Annotated in this window: 15 protein-coding genes; 6 read left to right on the top strand and 9 right to left on the bottom strand. The window is 70.8% G+C overall.

The annotated features are described in order from the left end of the window. The first annotated feature begins 211 nt into the window (after positions 1 to 211). From KYK13_RS18075 to KYK13_RS18065, 3 genes are all read left to right on the top strand, one after another. A complete protein-coding gene (locus KYK13_RS18075) occupies positions 212 to 1,756 on the top strand; it encodes a catalase (RefSeq protein ID WP_304504115.1) in 1,545 nt (514 codons plus the stop codon). Positions 1,757 to 1,838: 82 nt separating this feature from the next. Next, positions 1,839 to 2,456 (top strand): ankyrin repeat domain-containing protein, encoded by a 618-nt coding sequence (locus tag KYK13_RS18070; protein ID WP_223645912.1) that lies wholly within the window; start codon positions 1,839 to 1,841, stop codon positions 2,454 to 2,456. Positions 2,457 to 2,718: 262 nt separating this feature from the next. After that, complete coding sequence (locus tag KYK13_RS18065; protein WP_370645382.1) at positions 2,719 to 4,467, top strand: glycosyl hydrolase family 18 protein; 1,749 nt, start codon at positions 2,719 to 2,721, stop codon at positions 4,465 to 4,467. On the opposite strand, the gene KYK13_RS18060 is transcribed toward KYK13_RS18065, so the two are convergent. From KYK13_RS18060 to KYK13_RS18050, 3 genes are read right to left on the bottom strand one after another with little or no spacing between them, the layout of a single operon-like run. Beyond that, on the bottom strand, positions 4,464 to 5,489 hold the full coding sequence (locus KYK13_RS18060; protein ID WP_223645908.1) for an L-erythro-3,5-diaminohexanoate dehydrogenase: 1,026 nt from the start codon (positions 5,487 to 5,489) through the stop codon (positions 4,464 to 4,466). The two genes, KYK13_RS18065 and KYK13_RS18060, sit on opposite strands and share 4 nt — an antisense overlap. Positions 5,490 to 5,503: 14 nt before the next feature. Next, entirely contained in the window at positions 5,504 to 6,511 is a 1,008-nt protein-coding gene (locus KYK13_RS18055; protein WP_223645906.1) for an esterase family protein, read from the bottom strand. Positions 6,512 to 6,545: 34 nt separating this feature from the next. Next, positions 6,546 to 7,559, bottom strand: a complete 1,014-nt coding sequence (locus KYK13_RS18050) for a uracil-DNA glycosylase family protein (protein WP_223645904.1) — start codon at positions 7,557 to 7,559, stop codon at positions 6,546 to 6,548. A gap of 223 nt (positions 7,560 to 7,782) precedes the next feature. Here KYK13_RS18050 and KYK13_RS18045 point away from each other — a divergent pair, with 223 nt between their 5' ends. After that, the gene (locus tag KYK13_RS18045; RefSeq protein WP_223645903.1) at positions 7,783 to 8,346 is read left to right on the top strand and encodes an NADPH-dependent FMN reductase; all 564 of its coding nucleotides are present in this window, start codon (positions 7,783 to 7,785) and stop codon (positions 8,344 to 8,346) included. A gap of 4 nt (positions 8,347 to 8,350) precedes the next feature. Here the strand turns inward: KYK13_RS18045 and KYK13_RS18040 are convergent, their stop codons facing one another. Beyond that, on the bottom strand, positions 8,351 to 9,169 hold the full coding sequence (locus tag KYK13_RS18040) for a helix-turn-helix domain-containing protein (protein ID WP_223645901.1): 819 nt from the start codon (positions 9,167 to 9,169) through the stop codon (positions 8,351 to 8,353). 147 nt (positions 9,170 to 9,316) lie between these two features. On the opposite strand from KYK13_RS18040, the gene KYK13_RS18035 reads away from it, so the two are divergent. Continuing rightward, positions 9,317 to 9,727, top strand: a complete 411-nt coding sequence (locus tag KYK13_RS18035) for a hypothetical protein (RefSeq protein ID WP_223645899.1) — start codon at positions 9,317 to 9,319, stop codon at positions 9,725 to 9,727. Positions 9,728 to 9,914: 187 nt separating this feature from the next. On the opposite strand, the gene KYK13_RS18030 is transcribed toward KYK13_RS18035, so the two are convergent. After that, positions 9,915 to 10,586, bottom strand: coding sequence for a LysR family transcriptional regulator (locus KYK13_RS18030; RefSeq protein ID WP_223645897.1), 672 nt, complete (start codon positions 10,584 to 10,586; stop codon positions 9,915 to 9,917). 19 nt (positions 10,587 to 10,605) lie between these two features. On the opposite strand from KYK13_RS18030, the gene KYK13_RS18025 reads away from it, so the two are divergent. Then, positions 10,606 to 10,764 (top strand): hypothetical protein, encoded by a 159-nt coding sequence (locus tag KYK13_RS18025; RefSeq protein ID WP_223645895.1) that lies wholly within the window; start codon positions 10,606 to 10,608, stop codon positions 10,762 to 10,764. A gap of 355 nt (positions 10,765 to 11,119) precedes the next feature. Here the strand turns inward: KYK13_RS18025 and coaBC are convergent, their stop codons facing one another. The 4 genes from coaBC to KYK13_RS18005 form a co-directional block, all read right to left on the bottom strand. After that, on the bottom strand, positions 11,120 to 12,337 hold the full coding sequence (coaBC, locus tag KYK13_RS18020; RefSeq protein ID WP_223645893.1) for a bifunctional phosphopantothenoylcysteine decarboxylase/phosphopantothenate--cysteine ligase CoaBC: 1,218 nt from the start codon (positions 12,335 to 12,337) through the stop codon (positions 11,120 to 11,122). Positions 12,338 to 12,377: 40 nt separating this feature from the next. Beyond that, entirely contained in the window at positions 12,378 to 15,356 is a 2,979-nt protein-coding gene (locus KYK13_RS18015) for a carboxypeptidase regulatory-like domain-containing protein (RefSeq protein ID WP_223645891.1), read from the bottom strand. 112 nt (positions 15,357 to 15,468) lie between these two features. Beyond that, a complete protein-coding gene (locus tag KYK13_RS18010) occupies positions 15,469 to 16,761 on the bottom strand; it encodes a Stp1/IreP family PP2C-type Ser/Thr phosphatase (protein ID WP_014396319.1) in 1,293 nt (430 codons plus the stop codon). 57 nt (positions 16,762 to 16,818) lie between these two features. After that, positions 16,819 to 17,331 (bottom strand): FHA domain-containing protein, encoded by a 513-nt coding sequence (locus KYK13_RS18005; RefSeq protein WP_223645889.1) that lies wholly within the window; start codon positions 17,329 to 17,331, stop codon positions 16,819 to 16,821. Positions 17,332 to 17,372: the final 41 nt, after the last annotated feature.

The following is a 17,372-nucleotide window of genomic DNA, read 5'->3' as shown; positions in this document are numbered from 1 at the left end:
CAGCCGAACGCCTCCCTCACCGGGATCCCGGTGCCAGCATCCACACCGAATAGACGGTGACGCCTAGCACCGACGAATCGGTGTCTCCACCGAAAGGCCGGTGGGCCGACACTGCCCGGAGAATCCAACCCATTGGAATCACAAGAACGGCGAGTTCGGCACAGCGCGTGCTCTGGGGGTGGTCCGGTCCCCCGTAACCCAAGGAGCTCCCTTGAACCGACGCTCGTTGATGCTCGCCGTCCTGTTGTCTGGCGCCCCCGTCCTCGCCGCCGGCAACCCACCCCCCATCACCACCGACTCGGGCGCGCCGTTGGGCACGAACCAGAGCTCCAAGACGGCGGGCCCCCGGGGCGGCGTGCTGCTGGAGGACTTCGCCCTCATCGAGAAGCTCGCGCGCTTCGACCGTGAGCGCATCCCGGAGCGCGTGGTGCATGCGCGCGGCGTGGGCGCCTACGGCGTCTTCGAGAGCTACGGCGACTTCTCCCAGCTCACGCGCGCGTCCGTCTTCTCGCGGAAGGGCAAGAAGACGCCGATGTTCGTGCGCTTCTCCACGGTCATCCACCCCAGTGGCTCACCGGAGACGCTGCGGGATCCGCGCGGCTTCGCGCTGAAGTTCTACACGGACGAGGGCAACTGGGACCTGGTGGGCAACAACCTCGCCGTCTTCTTCATCCGCGACGCCATCAAGTTCCCGGACATGGTGCACTCGCTGAAGCCGTCCCCGGTCACCAACCGGCAGGATCCGAACCGCTTCTTCGACTTCTTCAGCCACCAGCCCGAGTCCACGAACATGCTGACCCAGCTCTATTCGGACCTGGGCATCCCGGCGAACTTCCGCCAGATGGACGGCAACGGCGTGCACGCCTTCAAGTTCGTCAACGCCCGGGGCCAGGTGAAGTACGTCAAGTTCAACTGGAGGTCGCAGCAGGGCGTGAAGACCCTGACCGCGGAGGAGGCCACGACGCTGGGCGGCCAGGACTTCCAGCACGCCACCCATGACCTCTACACGAACATCCAGGCGGGGAGGTTCCCCTCGTGGGAGCTGAGCGCGCAGGTGCTGGATCCCAAGGACCTGGACAGCTTCGCGTTCGATCCGCTGGACGCCACCAAGGAGTGGCCCGCGGACAAGGTGCCCCCGGTGAAGCTGGGCCGCTTCACCCTCAACAAGATGCCGGACAACTTCTTCGAGGAGACGGAGCAGTCCGCCTTCTCCCCGGGCGTGATGCCGCCGGGCATCGAGCCGTCCGAGGACCGGCTGCTGCAGGGCCGCCTCTTCGCCTACGCGGACACGCAGCGCTACCGCCTGGGCGCCAACTACCTGTCCCTGCCGGTGAACCGCGCGCACGCCGCCGTGAACAACAACAGCCAGGCCGGCGCGATGAACAGCGGCCACACGAAGTCGGACGTGAACTACGAGCCCAGCGTCACGCGGGAGACCCAGGACACGCCCTCCGCGCTCTTCTCCCAAGCGCCGCTCTCCGGCACCACGCAGCAGCGCCCCATCGAGAAGACGGACAACTTCTCGCAGGCGGGCGCCTTCTGGTCCGCGCTCGACGCGGGCGGCAAGGAGCGGCTCATCCAGAACCTGGCCGGCGACCTGGGCCAGGTGCGCGACGCGAAGGTCAAGGCGCGCATGGTGGGCCACTTCTACGCGGCCAACGCGGACTACGGCACGCGGCTGGCGAAGGCCGTGAACGTGAAGCTGGACGACGCGAAGGCCTCCCTCGCGCCGCTCACCACCCTCGACCAACCGTGACCTGACAGCGCCGGGGCCGCCGGTGACGTGACGGCGGCCCTGTCTTCCCCTCCCCTCGCTTCCTGTCGCTGGAGACGCCCTCATGGTTCGCAAGCTGCTGCTCGGTTCGCTGGGTCTGGTGATGCTGGTGTGCACGGTGCTGACCGCCGCGTGGATGTCCCTGCGCGCGCCCGCGACGCCCACGGGGCGGCTGCTCGCCACCAGCGACGCGGAGCGCTACCTGCTCGCCGCCGCGCGCGAGGGCGAGACGGACATCGTCGAAGGGCTCCTCCAGGCCGGCACGCCCGTGGAGGCCCGCGATGCGCGAGGCTTCTCCCCGCTCATCCTCGCCGCCTACTACGGCCACACGCGCACGGTGCAGGCGCTGCTCGACGCCGGGGCGGACGCGTGCGCGGGCGACAGCCGGGGCAACACCGCCCTCATGGGCGCCGCCTTCAAGGGATACGCGGACGTGGTGATGCTACTCGCCGCGCAGCCGTGCGCGGTGGACCAGACCAACCGGCTGGGACAGACGGCCCTGATGTTCGCCGTCCTCTTCGGCCGCACGGAGGTCGCCGAAACGCTGCGCCAGCAGGGCGCCTCCCCCGAGCGTCGCGACGCCAGCGGCCGCTCCGCCAGCGACTGGGCCCAGACCCAGGCGCCCACCGCTCCCGTGGCCCCCGCCGTCCCCGCGAACGACCCCACCGCCCAGGTCCCCTGAGTTCCACCTGCCCGCGCGCGGAGCCTGCCGGCAGCCCCCCACACCAGCCGGCCTTCCGCGCCTGATTTCCCATCCGCTGAGGTTTTGTGATTCCCTGGCAGAATGGGATTAGTCGGTTTAATACGCGAATTGCGGTCCATGCAAAATTACCGCACTTTTCCACCTAGACTTGACTCGACCGGGGGACTGGCCGCATAACATCCCGCGACATTTCAGGAGCACGGGGATGAACAGCCATCGGGCAATGCCAGTGCGTGGGTGGGTGGTTCTGGCCCTCGCGGTGATGTTGAGCGGTTGCGACTTTGGCGGCGGGCCGGACAAGCCCGCTCCGCCCCTGACGCCTCCTGAAGCGCCGAAGCAGGTCGTCGCGCAGGCGGGGGACGCGTCCGCGCTGGTGACGTGGACGGTGCCTCCCGGTGATGGCGGCAGCCCGCTGCTCTACTACGTGGTGCGCTGCGTGCCCGAGTGCGGCGGCGCGCTGGTGAAGGTGCCGGACACGCAGGCCACGGTGCTCGGGCTGAACAACGGCTTCACCTACGTCTTCAAGGTCTCCGCGGTGAACGCCTTCGGCGAGGGCCCGGCCTCCGTGGAGACGGACCTGGTGACGCCGAAGGCGGGCATGAGCATCCCGAACCCCACCGTGCCGGGACAGCCGCGCTCGGTGGTGCCCACCGCGGGCAATGGCCAGGCGTACGTCAGCTGGCTGGCGCCCGCGAGCTACGGCGGCCGGCCGCTGTCGTACTTCAAGGTGATGGTGGAGCCGGGCGGCCGGGTGCAGCGGGTGGAGGCCCCCGCGTCCGGCACGCTGATCGAAGACCTGGCCAACGGCACCGCGTACGCGTTCACCGTCTGCGCCGCCAACGAGATGGGAGAAGGCCCCTGCTCGCGGCAGACGGCGCAGGTGACGCCGCGTCCGGGCGGTGCGCCCACGAGCTGGGTGATGGGCTACTGGGTGGGCTACCAGCGCGACCTGTACCCGGTGGAGGCGGTGGACATGTCCCTGCTCACGCACATCGTGGTGGGCCGCATCCGCCCGCGCATCGACGGCACGCTCTACACCGACTTCGACGTGGACGCCGTGGAGGGCCCCAAGCTGGCCCGGGCATTGGCGGAGCGCGCGCACGCGGCCGGCAAGAAGGCGCTGCTGATGCTGGGCGGCATGGGCGAGTACGACGGCTTCAAGGGCGCGACGGAGACGCTGGAGAAGCGCCGCAACCTGGTGCGCAACATCATCAACACGATGCACGAGCTGCAGTTCGACGGCGTGGACCTGGACTGGGAGCCCATCCTCCTGCCGCAGGACAGCGCGCCGCTCCTGGCGCTGCTGGACGACCTGCGCGCCGCGGACGAGAACATCATCCTCACGGTGCCGGTGGGCTGGGTGAACAGCAACTTCACGCTGGGCAAGGTGGACGCGGAGTTCCACCGCCAGCTGGCGGCCCGCGTCGATCAGATGAACGTCATGGCCTACAAGATGAGCGGCCACTGGGGACAGTGGGAGAGCTGGCACTCCAGCGCGCTCTTCGGCGAGACGCCCGGACACCCCAGCTCCGTCGCCAGCTCCGTGCAGGCGTTCCTGGACGCGGGCGTGCCCGCGCAGCGCGTGGGCGTGGGCGTGGGCTTCTTCGGCACGTGCTGGAAGGGCATCACGGAGCCGGGCACCCCGCTGGACGGGCGCGGCGGCATCGTGGAGGAGCAGAGCGACAACGCGATGAGCTACGCGAACATCCAGTCGCTCTACTACTCGCCGGAGGCGTACCGCTGGGACGCCGTCGCCAAGGCGCCCTACCTGTCCTTCCCCACGGCGTACGGCCCGCAGTCCTGCAACTACATCTCCTACGAGGACGTCGCGTCCGTGTCGGAGAAGGGCCGCTGGGCGCGGGAGAAGGGCCTGGGCGGCAGCATCATCTGGACCATCAACCAGGGCCACATGCCCAGGACCCTGGCGGGCGGCTCCGGTTCCAAGGATCCGCTGATGCAGGCCGTGCACACGGCCTTCCTCAAGCCCTAGACGTAGCGGGACTCGAAGAGCTGGCGCAGCGACGGCTCGGTGCGCAAGAGGTCCAGCGTGAGGGTGGCGTGGTGGGGCACGTAGCCATTGCCCACGAGCATGGTGACGTCCTTGCCCACGCCCTCCGCGCCCAGGGCCGCCGTGGTGAAGCTGGTGGCCATGGAGAAGAAGATGACGGTGCCGCCGTCCTTCACGGACAACAGCGACGCCATCTCCGTGTTGCCCACGCTGGCGCAGTTGACCACCAGGTCGCAGAGCTGACCGTGGGTCGCCTTCGACACGGCCTCCATCACGTCCACGCCCTGGGTGGCGTCGACCTTCAAGGCCTCGTCGCACAGGCCGATGCCGGAGAGCGCGTCCAGCGCCTTCTGGGAGATGTCGAGCGCCAGCAGCTTGCCGCGGCTCTCCAGGCTGCGGCGGGCCTGCGCCAGGCACAGCGCGCCGCTCTTGCCCGCGCCCAGCACCGCCACCGTCATGCCCGGGCGCACGTGGCGCGCCACCAGCGCGGGCGCGCCGCACACGTCTAGCGCCGCCAGCGACAGCGTGTCCGGCATGTCCGCTGGGAGCTTCGCGTAGATGCCGCTCGCGAAGAGCAGCGCGTGGCCGCGGATGTCCACGCGGTCGATGTCCGCGTGCACCGCCTTCACTTCTTCGATGACGAGCGGCGTGAGCGTCAGGCTCACCAGCGTGGCGATGCGGTCGCCCGGCTGGAGCACGCCCCTGGCGGGGTGCTTGGGGCCCAGCTCCTTCACGCGGCCGATGAGCATTCCGCCAGAGCCGGTGACGGGGTTCTGCATCTTGCCGCGCTCGCGCACGATGTCCTGGATGCGGGAGGCGATGCGCGCGGGGTCTCCGCCCACGTCGTCCTTGATCTGCTTGAAGGACGCGGCGTCGATGTTGAGGCTCTCCACGTCGATGAGCAGCTCCGCCTCGCGGCACGGCAGCGAGGGGTCCAGCTTGCGAGCGCGCTGCGGCAGCACGCCCTTCTCTCCAACGACGCGCGACAGTCCGTAGGTATCCATGGCGTCCCCCCTTATCAGTCCCGCGCCAGCAGCGGCACCAGCACCGACAGCGACCGCTCGAAGCGGTACGACACGCCCGAGTGTCCGTCCTCGAACTCCTCGTGCGCCACGTCCACGCCGCCGGCCTTCAGGTCATCCGCCACCATGCGCGTGCCCCAGCGCAGGTTGAACTCGTCGCGCGTGCCAGCGTCCAGGTAGACCGTCTTCAGCTTGCGGAAGGAGTCCATGAACTTGGGCACGAAGCGCACGGGGTCGTGCACGAGCCACCGGTTCCACACGTCCAGGCGCAGCTTCGCGTTGTGCTGCTCGAAGGGCAGCTCCAGGTTGAGCGGCTCGCCCTTCTTGGGGGAGTAGGCCGCCGCCATGGCCAGGATGTTGATGACCGGGAAGTCGTCGCCGCGCACCTTGGTGGCGCTCGCGCGCTGGCGCAGGTCCGTCACCCACGCCTCCACGCCGCCGGCCTTCATGAGCGCGGTGGCCGCCTTGGGCAGGTCCGGCATGTACGAGTATTCGAAGTAGGAATCCGGCGCGTGCGCGCCCACCAGGGAGAAGACCTCCGGGTGGTACCGGCCCATCACCAGCGCGCCATAGCCGCCGGAGCTGTGGCCCACCACCGCGCGCGACGCGGCCCTGGGCTGCGTGCGGAAGGTCTTGTCCACGAACCCGACGATGTCCTTGACCAGGTAGTCGCGGTAGCGGCCGATGGCGTCGCTGTTCACCCACTGGCTGCCGCCCAGCTTCGTCCACGCGTCCGGGAAGACGCCGATGACGGGCGGGATGGCGCCCTGTGCGATGAGCGCGTCCAGGCGGTCCGGCACGGTGGGCGAGAACCCGGACGCGTTGGTCCACGAGCCGCCGCCGTTGCCGAAGGCGTGCAGGAAGTAGACGACGGCGTAGCGCTGCGTGCCCTCCGCGTAGCCCGGCGGCAGGTACACGGTGAGCCGGCGGCGGGCCGGATCTCCCAGCGGGTTGTTCTCCAGCGCGGGGGACTGCACTTCACGCGTCTCGAGCACGCCCTTCATCTGTGCCTCTCCTGGTCGCGGTGCGCCGCGCGTTCTATGCGCTGGAGCCCGGGTGCTTGCCGAACAGCTTCATCACCTGTTGCAGGTCCTCCCACGCCTTGCGCTTCTCCGCGCTGTTGCGCAGGAGGTACGCGGGGTGGAAGGTGGGCATGAGCTGGATGCCCTCGTACTGGCGCCATTGGCCCCGCATGCGGGTGATGGGGGTGGTGTCCCGGAGCAGCGTCTGCGCCGCGAACTTGCCCAGCGCGACGATGACCTTCGGCTGGAGCGCGAGCAGCTGCGAGCGCAGGAAGGGCTCGCACGCGGCGATCTCATCCGGCTCCGGGTTGCGGTTGCCGGGCGGGCGGCACTTCACGACGTTGGCGATGTAGACGTCGTTGCGCGTGAAGCCCATGGCGCCGATCATCTTGGTGAGCAGGTCGCCCGCGGCGCCCACGAAGGGCACGCCCTGGAGGTCCTCGTTCTCACCGGGGCCCTCGCCCACGAACACCAGCTCCGCGCGGGGGTTGCCGGAGCCGAACACGATGTTCTTGCGGCCCGTGCACAGCTTGCAGCGGCGGCAGTCGCCCAGCTCGCGGCGGATCTGATCCAGCGTGGGGCGTTCGCCCTCCACGACGCCGGGCAGCGCGCCGTTGTAGCGGGGCGCGGACTGGGGCACGTCCAGGAGCATCCCCGCGGCGGGCGCGGCCCGGGGGGCCGGAGCCTCGGGGGCCAGGGGGCGCGGCGCGGCGGGAGGCGGCGTGGCGGCGGCCGGTGGACGGGGGGCGCCCAGGGGCTGCTTCATCGCGGCGTGCAGGGCGTCGCGCGTGGGGGACTCCGCGGGTGGCCGGGGAGGCGGGGGGGCGGCGGCCGGCTCGGGCGCCTTCGTCCGGGCGATCATCGTCCGCACGGACGAGGCGGCGGCGCGCTGCTGCTGGAGCTCGGCGGCGACCTTCGCGTCGACGAGGAGCGCGCGGCCCGCGGTCTCCTCCTGCCAGAGGAGGTGGCGGCGCACGTCCTGGAGCACGTCGGCCAGCTCCTGCGCGGAATCAGGCGTGTCGTCGTTCACGGGGGAGATCGGTATCGAAGGGGCCGTCCCGGTGCAAGGAAGCAGCCGGGGAAGTTGCCTGTACGCTTAGCCCAGGGTCGGGGGTTGCGCCACCTTCCGGGCGAATGGGCCGGGCACTGGTCGAATCAGGACACACCCACGGCGAACAGTCCTTGGCCGCCAGGCGGACGTGGAGAAGATGCCGCGCGTCGGTTCCACGCCCTCTCCCAGGAGTTCCCCGGACATGATCAAGGTGGCCATCGTCATTGGAAGCACGCGGCCCGGACGCAAGGCGGACAAGGTCGCCGCCTGGGTCCACGACATCGCGAAGAAGCGCAGCGACGCCACGTACGACGTCGTCGACATCCAGGACTTCCACCTGCCCCTGCTGGACGAACCGAGTCCGCCGTCCCTGGGGAAGTACACCCAGGAGCACACGCGGAAGTGGAGCGCGGCGGTGGAGGGCTACGACGCGTACGTGTTCATCACGCCCGAGTACAACCACGGCACGTCCGGCGCGCTGAAGAACGCGCTCGATTACGTCTACCGCGAGTGGAACAACAAGGTCGCCGGCTTCGTGGGCTATGGCAGCGCGGGCGGCGTGCGCGCGGTGGAGCAGCTGCGCCTCATCGCCGCGGAGTTGCAGATGGCCACGGTGCGCGCGCAGGTGCAGTTGTTCCTCTCCACCGACTTCGAGCACTACACCGTCTTCAAGCCGGATCCGGCCAAGGAGAAGCAGGTGAACACGCTGTTGGATCAGGTCGTGTCCTGGGGCACGGCGCTGCGCACGGTGCGCGTGAAGCCGTAGCGGATCAGGTGTCCTGGCGGGCCCGCTCGGTCGCGGCCCGCCGCAGCGCCTCCGCCGTGTCAGGGTCCGCGGGGAAGAACGACTCGATGGCCAGCTCCGCGAGCGTGATGTCCACGGGCGTGCCGAACACGGTGGTGGTGCTGAAGAGAGACAGCCGTCCCAGCGACGTGCGCAGGCGCAGGGGCACCACGACGCCCGCGAAGTCGCGAGCCTTCGCGTCCGGGGCGGCCTCCGGGACGGGGTAGCCCTTCAGCTCCTCCAGGAGCGCCGCGAGCGTCGCGTCCGCGGTGACGTCGACCTGCCGGTGGAGCCGCGTGAGGACATGGTCGCGCCACTGGCGCAGGTTCTCGATGCGCGGCGCGAGCCCGGACGGGTGCAGGCTCAGGCGCAGGACGTTGACGGGAGGCTGGAGCATCTCCGGAGCGACGTCCGATAGCAGCGCGGCCACGGCGCGGTTCGCGGTGACGAGCGTCCAGTGCCGATCCACCGCGAGCGCGGGGTACGGCTCATGTCCCGCGAGCACCAGCTCCACGGCCTCGCGCGTGGCGCTGAGGGCGGGGTCGTCCAGGGGACGTTCGGCGAAGACGGGCGCGAAGCCCGCGGCCACGAGGAGACTGTTTCTGTCGCGCAGGGGCACGTCGAGTTCCTCCGCCAGGTGGAGCAGCATCTCGCGGCTGGGCTGGGAGCGGCCGGTCTCCAGGAAGCTCACGTGCCGGGTGGAGACCTCGGCGCGCAGCGCGAGATCCATCTGGCTCAGCCCGCGCCGCTGGCGCCAGCCGCGCAGCAGCTCTCCTACGGGGCGGCTCTGCTGAAGGCTCGTCATGGCGGGGAAGATAGGGGGCGCACGTCAGCGCTTCCATTCCCTCGGAGGTAATCGACACCGCGCGGGCCGGCTCGCATCTTGTGCACCGTCGACGGACGGCCTCTCCGGGCCGCCGCCGCATTCACCCATCGCAAGGATTCGTGTGCCATGAGCGTCAAGAACGTGTCGGGAACCTTTCTGCGTCGCGCGCTGCTGCTGGATGGTGTCGCCAGTGGGGCCATGGGCGTGCTGATGGCGGCGGCCGCAGGCCCCATGGGTCCGCTGCTGGGCCTGGAGCCAGGCCTCCTGCGCGCGGCGGGGCTCGGGCTCATCCCGTTCGCCATGCTGCTCGGCTACCTGGCGTCGAGGGCCCACCTGTCCCCGGGGCCGGTGTGGTTCGTGGTCGCGGTGAACGCGCTGTGGGTGGTGGACAGCGTGCTCCTGATGACGCACGGCCCGACGGCGCCCACGGGGCTCGGGGTGGCGTTCGTCACGGCGCAGGCGCTGGCGGTCGCGGCGTTCGCGGCGCTGGAGTACGCGGGCCTGCGGCGAGGCACGGCGGCGACGGCGATGGCCTGAGTGGCTTCGCGAGTGTCCGGTCCGCGCGGCTCGGCCGTCACGCCGTGCCGCGCGGAAGGACGGGCACTCGTCCCCAGAGCCGGAGTGGAGCGCCTCGCAGCGTCCCTCGCGGAGTTCCTGGAGAAGGCGCTGCGCCGCGGCGACCGCTCGTTCTGACGGCGCAGCGGACCGCGGGACGAATGGTCGGTCAGCCCATGCCCACGTCGCCGAAGTAGTCGAGAAACGCGCGGATACGTGCCGGGAGGTGCTTCGCGGGCTCAAGGAACACCGAGTGGAAGACGACGGTGTCTCCCGGGTTGCGGTCCTCGAGCACCGCGACCAACTTCGGCGTCCCCATGCGCTTCAGGTAGGCCGGCGCGCCGACGATGATCTTGCGAGTCTCGCCCAGCCTCCGCGCGATCAGGTTGGACGACTTGAGCGCGCCTGCCCGGATGGCCACGTCCGCGCGATCCTCCAGCAGGTCCACCATGTGGTCCGTGAGCCCGATGTCCAGGCGGATCCCCGGGTAGCGGGCCTGGAACGCGACCACCTGAGGCAGGAGGACGTGCGTGCCGTAGGGCACGTTGCTGTTCACCCGAACGCGGCCAGAAGGCGCGTCATGCGACGTGACACCGCGCTCGGCGGCCTCCAGTTCCGCGAGCACCTGGACGCTGCGCTCGTAGAAGACACAGCCCTCGGAGGTGAGCTGGAAGCCCCGGGTGTTGCGGTGGATGAACCGGGCCCCCAGCCGGGCCACGAGCTTGCTGACCGCCGACGGGGGCATCCGCAGCGTGCGCGCCGCCGCGGAGAACCCCTCCTGCTCCACGACCCGGACGAAGACCTCCATCTCCCCGGAGCGATTGATTTCCAGACGTGCCATTGAATTGAGCTCACAAGCCTTGTGCCTGGGACGGCTCTACCGGGTGTTCTCGACGAACTTCGACTTCCTCGCGGACACGTCCAAGGCGCGCCGCCACGGTTTCCAGGAGCACATCGAAACGGAGACGATGTTCCGCGAGGTCTTCGCGGACTACCGCCGCCGCAAGGTCATCCCCTGACAAAGACTCCAGGAAATCCAGCTTCAGGAAGCAAACCCCAAACGCCTGCCATCAGGGTGTCTCCTCCAGCACCGCTGAGCACCCAGCCAGGACCTCCGGTTCATGGCCACGGCATATCGAGCGAACGGATGTAGCGCGCCCCCGGTCCGCATCTGTCCGGGGGGGCCAGCTGAGGCATTGGGTCATGCGCGGTGAGGGCAAGGGCAGCACCACCGTGCGCAGGGGCTGGATGTCGCGGAAGGCCTTGGCGACGCGGCGGGGCACTCCCGCCATCAGGCGGGGCGCGCGGCCACGAGCGCCGCAGCGAAGAAACGCCTTCGTGCGCTGGATGGTGCGCCTGATGACCCCGACGCCCTCAGCCTCGCGGTGACACCAGCAGCAGCGACAGGATCTCCGCCGCCACCCCGCGCTTGCTCCCTTGCATCACGCGGTCAGGCCCCTCGCGCGAAATCACCGTCACCCGGTTCGTATCGGTCCCGAACCCCGCGCCCTCCGTGCTGACGTCATTCGCGACAATGGCGTCCAGTCCCTTGCGCTCCAGCTTCTCGCGCGCGTGCTCCACCACCCGCTCCGTCTCCGCCGCGAAGCCCACCAGCACCGGGCGCTTCGCCTTCCCCGCCACCTTGCGCGACGCCTCCAGCAACACGTCCGGCGTGCGCACCAGCTTCAGGTTCTCCGGCCCCTCGCCCTTCTTCACCTTCTGCGGCGCGCGGGTCTCCGGCCGCCAGTCGCTCACCGCCGCCGTGGCGATGAACGCATCCGCGGACTCCACGCGCGCCAGCACCTCGCGCGCCATGTCCTCCGCGCTCACCACGTCCACCACCTCCAGGCCCGTGCGGTCCACCGCGCCCACGGGCCCCAACACCACCGTCACCTTCGCGCCCAACGCGCGCGCCTCGTGCGCCAGCGCCAGGCCCATCTTCCCCGTGGACGGATTGGAGATGAACCGCACCGGATCCAGGTACTCGCGCGTGGGACCCGCCGTCACCAGCACCGTCTTGCCCGTGAGCGGACCGCCTCCCAACCTCGCCGCCACCGCGGACACGATGGCGCCCACGTCCGCCAGCCGCCCTGCCCCGACATCGCCGCACGCCAGCATCCCCGCGCCCGGCCCCACCGTGCTGAAGCGCGCCTCCTTCAGCAGCGACTCCACGTTCTCCTGCGTCCGGGCGTTCTCCCACATCGCCACGTTCATCGCGGGCGCCAGCACCACCGGCCCCTTGAACGCGAGCAGCGACGTCGTCACCGCGTCACCGCCGAAGCCCGCTCGAATCTTGGCGATGAGGTCCGCAGTCGCGGGGGCCACGACGTAGAGCTCGCCCCAGCGGGCCAGGTCCAGGTGACCGAAGTTCCCCTCCTGCGCCGGGTCGAAGTAGTCCGTGAGCGGCGGGTGCCCCACGAGCGCCTGGAAGGTCAGCGGGGTGACGAACTGGCGCGCGGCCTCTGTCATGGCCACCCGCACCTCCGCGCCCGCGCGGCCCAATTCGCGCACCAGCTCGCAGGCCTTGTACGCCGCGATGCCGCCACCCACGCCGACGATGATCCGGCGACCCTTCAATGCCGATGCGTCCATGCGGCTTCATTACGCGCCAGCCCGCCCGGTCGCAACACGACTACCGCAGGGACACCTCGCCCTGGGTGGGCACCTCCACCGAGCGCACCACCGGGCCCGCCCCCGGCATCTCCGCGTGGAAGTAGCCCCACACCAGCGTGTAGCGCCCTGGCTTGAGCCCCTGCACCACCACCCGCTCCGACATGGGCTGATACACCAGCTGTGCATAGCGCGTGCGCAAGAGCTCCGTGGGCGGATTGCCCACCACGCCCACGTCGCCCGGCACCACCCACAGCGCCTTGCCCCGCTCCGGCTGGAGCAACACCGTCACCGACCCCGTCCCAGGCACCGGCCCCAGGTCCAACGTCATGTCCGTGCCCGCCACCTGCACCACCACCGCCGGCGCGCCCATGCCTCCGCGCGCGCCCACCACGAAGCGGTAGCTGCCCGGCGACAGCTCCGCGCTGTAGCGGCCATCCGCGCCGGTGATGAGGGACACACTCTCACTGCGGTCCGCGTTGAGCCCCTCTACCTGCGCGCCCGCCGCCGGCTGCCCGTCCGCCAGGTACACGCGGCCCGACAGGCGCGTCGCGGGCTTGAGGGTCAGCTCCACCGGCGCCGTGCTGCCTCGCGGCACCTCCTGCGTACCGCTCACCTTGCCCTTGCGCGCGGACACCGTGAAGCGCGGCACGAACGGCGGGCTCGCCAGCGTGAAGCTGCCATCCGGCCCGGACAGCACCGAGCCGTCGCACACGTCGCACGTCACCACCGCGTCCGGCACCGCGCCGCCGGACGCATCGCGCACCCGCCCGGACACCGACGGCGCCTTCACCAGCACGATGTCGCCCATGTCCTGCGGCGTCGCCGGACGGTCCACCACCTGCGGCTCGTACCCCGGTGCATCCACCGCGACGATGAGCCGGTCGCCCGACGTGGACAGCGGCAGCTCGAAGCGCCCGTCCTGGCTGTTCACATCGTGCTCATCCAAGCGGAAGCGCCGCACCGGCTGGCCCGAGTCGTCCACCACGCGGCCCCGGAACGTCGTGCGCTGCCGCATCTTCACCTGCACAGGCGGCCCGCCCGGCTTGCCCTGCGGCCGCTCCAGGGGCTCGTAGCTCGCGTGGCGCGCCTCCACGATGTACGTGCGGTCCGGCCGCAGCGCGCGGAACTCGAAGTGGCCGCTCGAATCCGACTGCGTGGGCTCTGCAGCGCGCGGCATCACGCTCATCGCCGCGCCCACCACCGGCTGGCCGTTCTCGTCCACCACGTCGCCCGTGAGCTGCGCGCCGGCCTCCAGCTCCACCGTCACCTGCTGCTTCGCCCCGTCCTGCACCGTCACCGGCCGGGGCGAGGACTGCAGGTACTCCGGATGCGACGCCACCAGCTGGTACGTCCCCGGCGGCAGCCCGCGCATGGGCACCACGCCGTCCGGCCCGGAGGGGCGGTCGCTGCGGAAGATGTTCTCCGGATCCGCCCACATCACCACGTCCGCGCCCTCCACCCGGCGGCCGCCGCTGGTCACCGTCACGTCCGCGCCCGCCTTCGCCTCCAGCGACAGCGTCACGTCCGTCGCGGGCGCCGTCGCCTGCACGCTGCCGCCGCCCCACTCGGAGTGGTGCGCGTGCAGCGTGTAGAGCCCCGGCATGGGCACCTGCGCGGAGAAGTGGCCGTTCTCATCCGCGTTCACCACGCCGCCGGTGGGCTGCACCAGCACGGACACGCCCGACGCGGGCCGGCCATACTCGTCGACGACGTTCCCGCTGATGACCGTGGCCTTGGACAGCTCCAGCTCCAGCGGCGTCTCGCCCTGCACCACGCGCGCCGGCAACTGCGCCGCGGTGAAGCCCTCCGCCTGCCCCTCCAGCACGTACTCGCCCGGAGCCAGCGGCCCCAGCTCCGCCAGCGCCCCGGTGGGCACCGCGTCGCGGCGGATGAGGTCGCCCGCCACCGTGCGCAACAAGAGCTGCGGGTTGGGCACCGGCTGGCCCTCTTCATCCACCACCGTGACGAGCAGCCGGCCCGCGGCCTCCAGCTCCAGCGTCACCTGCGTCACCCGCTGCGACAGCGTGAGCGTCTTGGGCGCGGAGCCGAAGCCCGGCGCCTCCGCCGTCACCACCACCTCGTCCGGATACAGGCCCTTGAAGCGCACCGGCCCGCCCTGCGCCTCCGTGTGCTCCTCGCGCGTCAGGTGGTCGCCCCGGAGCCGCACCGTCGCCGCCGCGGGCGCCCCGTCGCGCGTCACGCGCACCTCCAGCGTGCGCGACGGCGTCAGCTTCAGGCGCAGGGGCTGCGAGTCCGCCTCCACCTGCTGCGCCACCGCGGGCTGGAAGCCCTCCGCGTCCGCCAGCACGTAGAAGGGGCCCTCGCCCAGGCCGGACAACGTGAAGGCCCCGCCCGCGCCCGCCACCACCTCGAAGGGCAGCGGCACCTTGCGCGACACCGCGCGCACGCGCGCCCCGGGCTTCGCGTGGCCGGAGTCATCCACCACCGTGCCGGTGATGCTCCGCAAGGGCGGCAGGTACAGGTCCACGGCCTCCCCCGGCGCGGCCCGGTCCTTGAGCGCCACGCCCAGCCCCGCCGAGCGCGCCCAGACCGAGAAGGACACGCCCGCCAGGTGTTCGAAGCGGAACTTCCCCTCCGCGTCCGTACGCACCGTGGCGCGCGCCGTGAGGAAGCCCTGCTGCTGCTCGAAGAAGGCCCGCGTGTGCAGCGCCGTCTCGTGCGCGGTGCACGCCAGCAGCGCCAGCCCGCACTCGTCACACCGCACGTCCGCCAGCGTCCGCTCCGCCGACGCCGCGAGCGACACCTCCGCGTCCGGCACCGGCCGGCCTTTGCCGTCCAGCACGCGCCCGGTGAGCGTCAGCCCCTCCTGCGCCCCGGACGACACCGCCACCGCGTTGAACGCGGGCATCCCCTGACGGATGGGGTTCGCGGAGACGGGGGAGACGGGGTGCGCGGCCGGAGCGCCCCACCGGGGCCCCAGCACGATGGCGGCGAGCGCCAGCAAGGCGGCCGCCGCGATGAAGACCCATTTGCGCATGTTTACGCGGCCGGGACCTTACTCCCAGGCCGGCCCCCCAACGATGGTTTCCCCCGGGAAATTCCAGAGCGTCCTGTTGAGGACGTCCCGGCGGCCGGGAGGAGCACCCCGCTCAGTCCTCCGCGAACGGTTGGATGGCCTGCGCCACCGCCAGCTCCTGCCGGGCCTCGCTCAGCTCCGAGTTCGTGGCGCGCAGCCGGTCGCTCAGCACCTGCACGAAGCTCCAGAGCATCTTCACCGCCAGGATGGCCTCGCGCTTCATCAGCCCCATCAGGTCCGAGCGGGCGATGACCATGGTCCGCGTGGGCTCCGTGGCACGCACCGTGGCGGAGCGGGGCGCGTTGTCGATGAGCCCCATCTCGCCGAAGTGCCCACCCGAGCGCAGCTCCGCGATCTCCACGCCGTTCTTCTCGATGGCCACCCGGCCCCGGATGACGACGAAGAGCTCCTCGCCCGGCTGGCCCTCCACGACAATCTCCCGACCCGCCGGGTAGGTGCGCGTGGTGGCGATGGACAGCACCGCCGTCTGCTCCTTGTAGGTGAGGTGGCGAAAGAGCGGGATCTTCCGCAGCGCCTCCATGCGCGACTGCGCCTCGCTCGTCTCCTCGCTGGCGAGCGCCGCGCTGTCGCCGGCCACCTTCACCACCACGGCGGTGATGTTGTCCTTGCCGCCGCGCTCGTTGGCCATCTCCACGAGCTTGCGCGGCAGGTCCCCGGGCTGGAGCCCCGCGACCAGGGGCAGGATCTCCTCGTCCTCGATGTAGCCGTGCAGGCCGTCCGAACAGAGGAGGAACACGTCGCCGGGCATCAGGTCCACGATGAGCGTGTCGACCTGGACGGACTCCTGGATGCCCACCGCGCGCGTAATCACGTTGCGGTACTGCGAGGTGGCGGCCTGCTCCTTGGTGATGGTGCCGGCCTTGAGCTGGGCGGCGACGAGCGTGTGGTCCTCGGTGAGCCGGTGGCACTGCCCGTGCCGCACCAGGTACACGCGGCTGTCGCCCACGTGGCCGATGACGCCCTTGTTGCCGCCCACGGCCAGGCACACGAACGTGGTGCCCATGCCGCGCTTGGAGGCGTCCGTCATCGCCGTGCGGTAGATGTCCGCGCACGCGCGCTGCACCGCCACCTCCACCAGCGCGGCCGCGGCGGAGCGGCTGTCCGCGGTGGGGTTCTGCGCCAGGTCCTTGAGCAGGTGCCGGTTGGCCGCGATGTGCTGCTTGACGACCTCCGTGGCCCGCGCGCTGGCGACCTCACCCGCCGCGTGTCCGCCCATGCCATCGGCGACCATGAACAGGCCGAGCGACGCGTCCACCATCATCGCGTCTTCGTTGTGTTGCCGTTTCCGGCCGACATCGGTCAGCCCGAAGGCTTCTGTGGTCAAGGCCACCGCGAACGCTCCCATCCGTGCCTAGAGGGTGACTCCGCACGTTACGCAGTCCTCCGAAGACGTGGCAAGGCTTCAGGGCTGCAGGCGCACCGCCAGCAGCCGCATGAAGCCGCCCGCCGTGTAGAAGGTGACCTCCACCTGACCGAAGCGCAGCCGCCCCCCGTCCTCCACCGGCATGGGTTTACGCGCCAACAACCGGCCCCCGGCCACGAACGAGCCGTTCTTCGAGCCCGCGTCCGTGAGCAGAAAACCGGTATCCCCCGAGTCCCGCGAAAACCACGCGTGAAAGCGGGACACACTGCCATCATCGAGGACGATGTCGTTGTTGCCGGTGCGCCCCACGGTGATGCCCCGGCCGAAGGCGTTGCCCTGCGATTTGCGCACCGGGAAGACGACGGGTTCGTCCTGGCCCAACGTGGGCGGGCCCGCGTTGGTCACCGTGCGCACCGGGTACTCCTCCTGGTCGGAGGGAGGCAGCCCGCCCAGCGGAGGCGTGAAGAGGAGGAGACCCGGCGGGAGTCCCCGTTCGAACTCCTCGCGGTTGCGCAGGTAGCGCGCGACGTGGGCACTGAGCAGCTCGGCCATGGACGTGGAAGCGGGGCGCTACCCGCACCAGCAGGCAGGGC

It is taken from the genome of Corallococcus sp. EGB (genome assembly GCF_019968905.1).
GTDB lineage: Bacteria > Myxococcota > Myxococcia > Myxococcales > Myxococcaceae > Corallococcus.
This window is presented reverse-complemented; position numbering and strand designations above follow the sequence as displayed.

Excerpts from the sequence above, each read along its gene's own strand:
- KYK13_RS18015 (WP_223645891.1), bottom strand. The coding sequence starts at position 15,356 with ATGCGCAAATGGGTCTTCATCGCGGCGGCCGCCTTGCTGGCGCTCGCC.
- coaBC (WP_223645893.1), bottom strand. The coding sequence starts at position 12,337 with ATGGACGCATCGGCATTGAAGGGTCGCCGGATCATCGTCGGCGTGGGT.
- KYK13_RS18070 (WP_223645912.1), top strand. The coding sequence starts at position 1,839 with ATGGTTCGCAAGCTGCTGCTCGGTTCGCTGGGTCTGGTGATGCTGGTG.
- KYK13_RS18005 (WP_223645889.1), bottom strand. The coding sequence starts at position 17,331 with ATGGCCGAGCTGCTCAGTGCCCACGTCGCGCGCTACCTGCGCAACCGC.
- KYK13_RS18055 (WP_223645906.1), bottom strand. The coding sequence starts at position 6,511 with ATGAAGGGCGTGCTCGAGACGCGTGAAGTGCAGTCCCCCGCGCTGGAG.
- KYK13_RS18040 (WP_223645901.1), bottom strand. The coding sequence starts at position 9,169 with ATGACGAGCCTTCAGCAGAGCCGCCCCGTAGGAGAGCTGCTGCGCGGC.
- KYK13_RS18060 (WP_223645908.1), bottom strand. The coding sequence starts at position 5,489 with ATGGATACCTACGGACTGTCGCGCGTCGTTGGAGAGAAGGGCGTGCTG.
- KYK13_RS18030 (WP_223645897.1), bottom strand. The coding sequence starts at position 10,586 with ATGGCACGTCTGGAAATCAATCGCTCCGGGGAGATGGAGGTCTTCGTC.
- KYK13_RS18010 (WP_014396319.1), bottom strand. The coding sequence starts at position 16,761 with ATGGGAGCGTTCGCGGTGGCCTTGACCACAGAAGCCTTCGGGCTGACC.
- KYK13_RS18045 (WP_223645903.1), top strand. The coding sequence starts at position 7,783 with ATGATCAAGGTGGCCATCGTCATTGGAAGCACGCGGCCCGGACGCAAG.
- KYK13_RS18035 (WP_223645899.1), top strand. The coding sequence starts at position 9,317 with ATGAGCGTCAAGAACGTGTCGGGAACCTTTCTGCGTCGCGCGCTGCTG.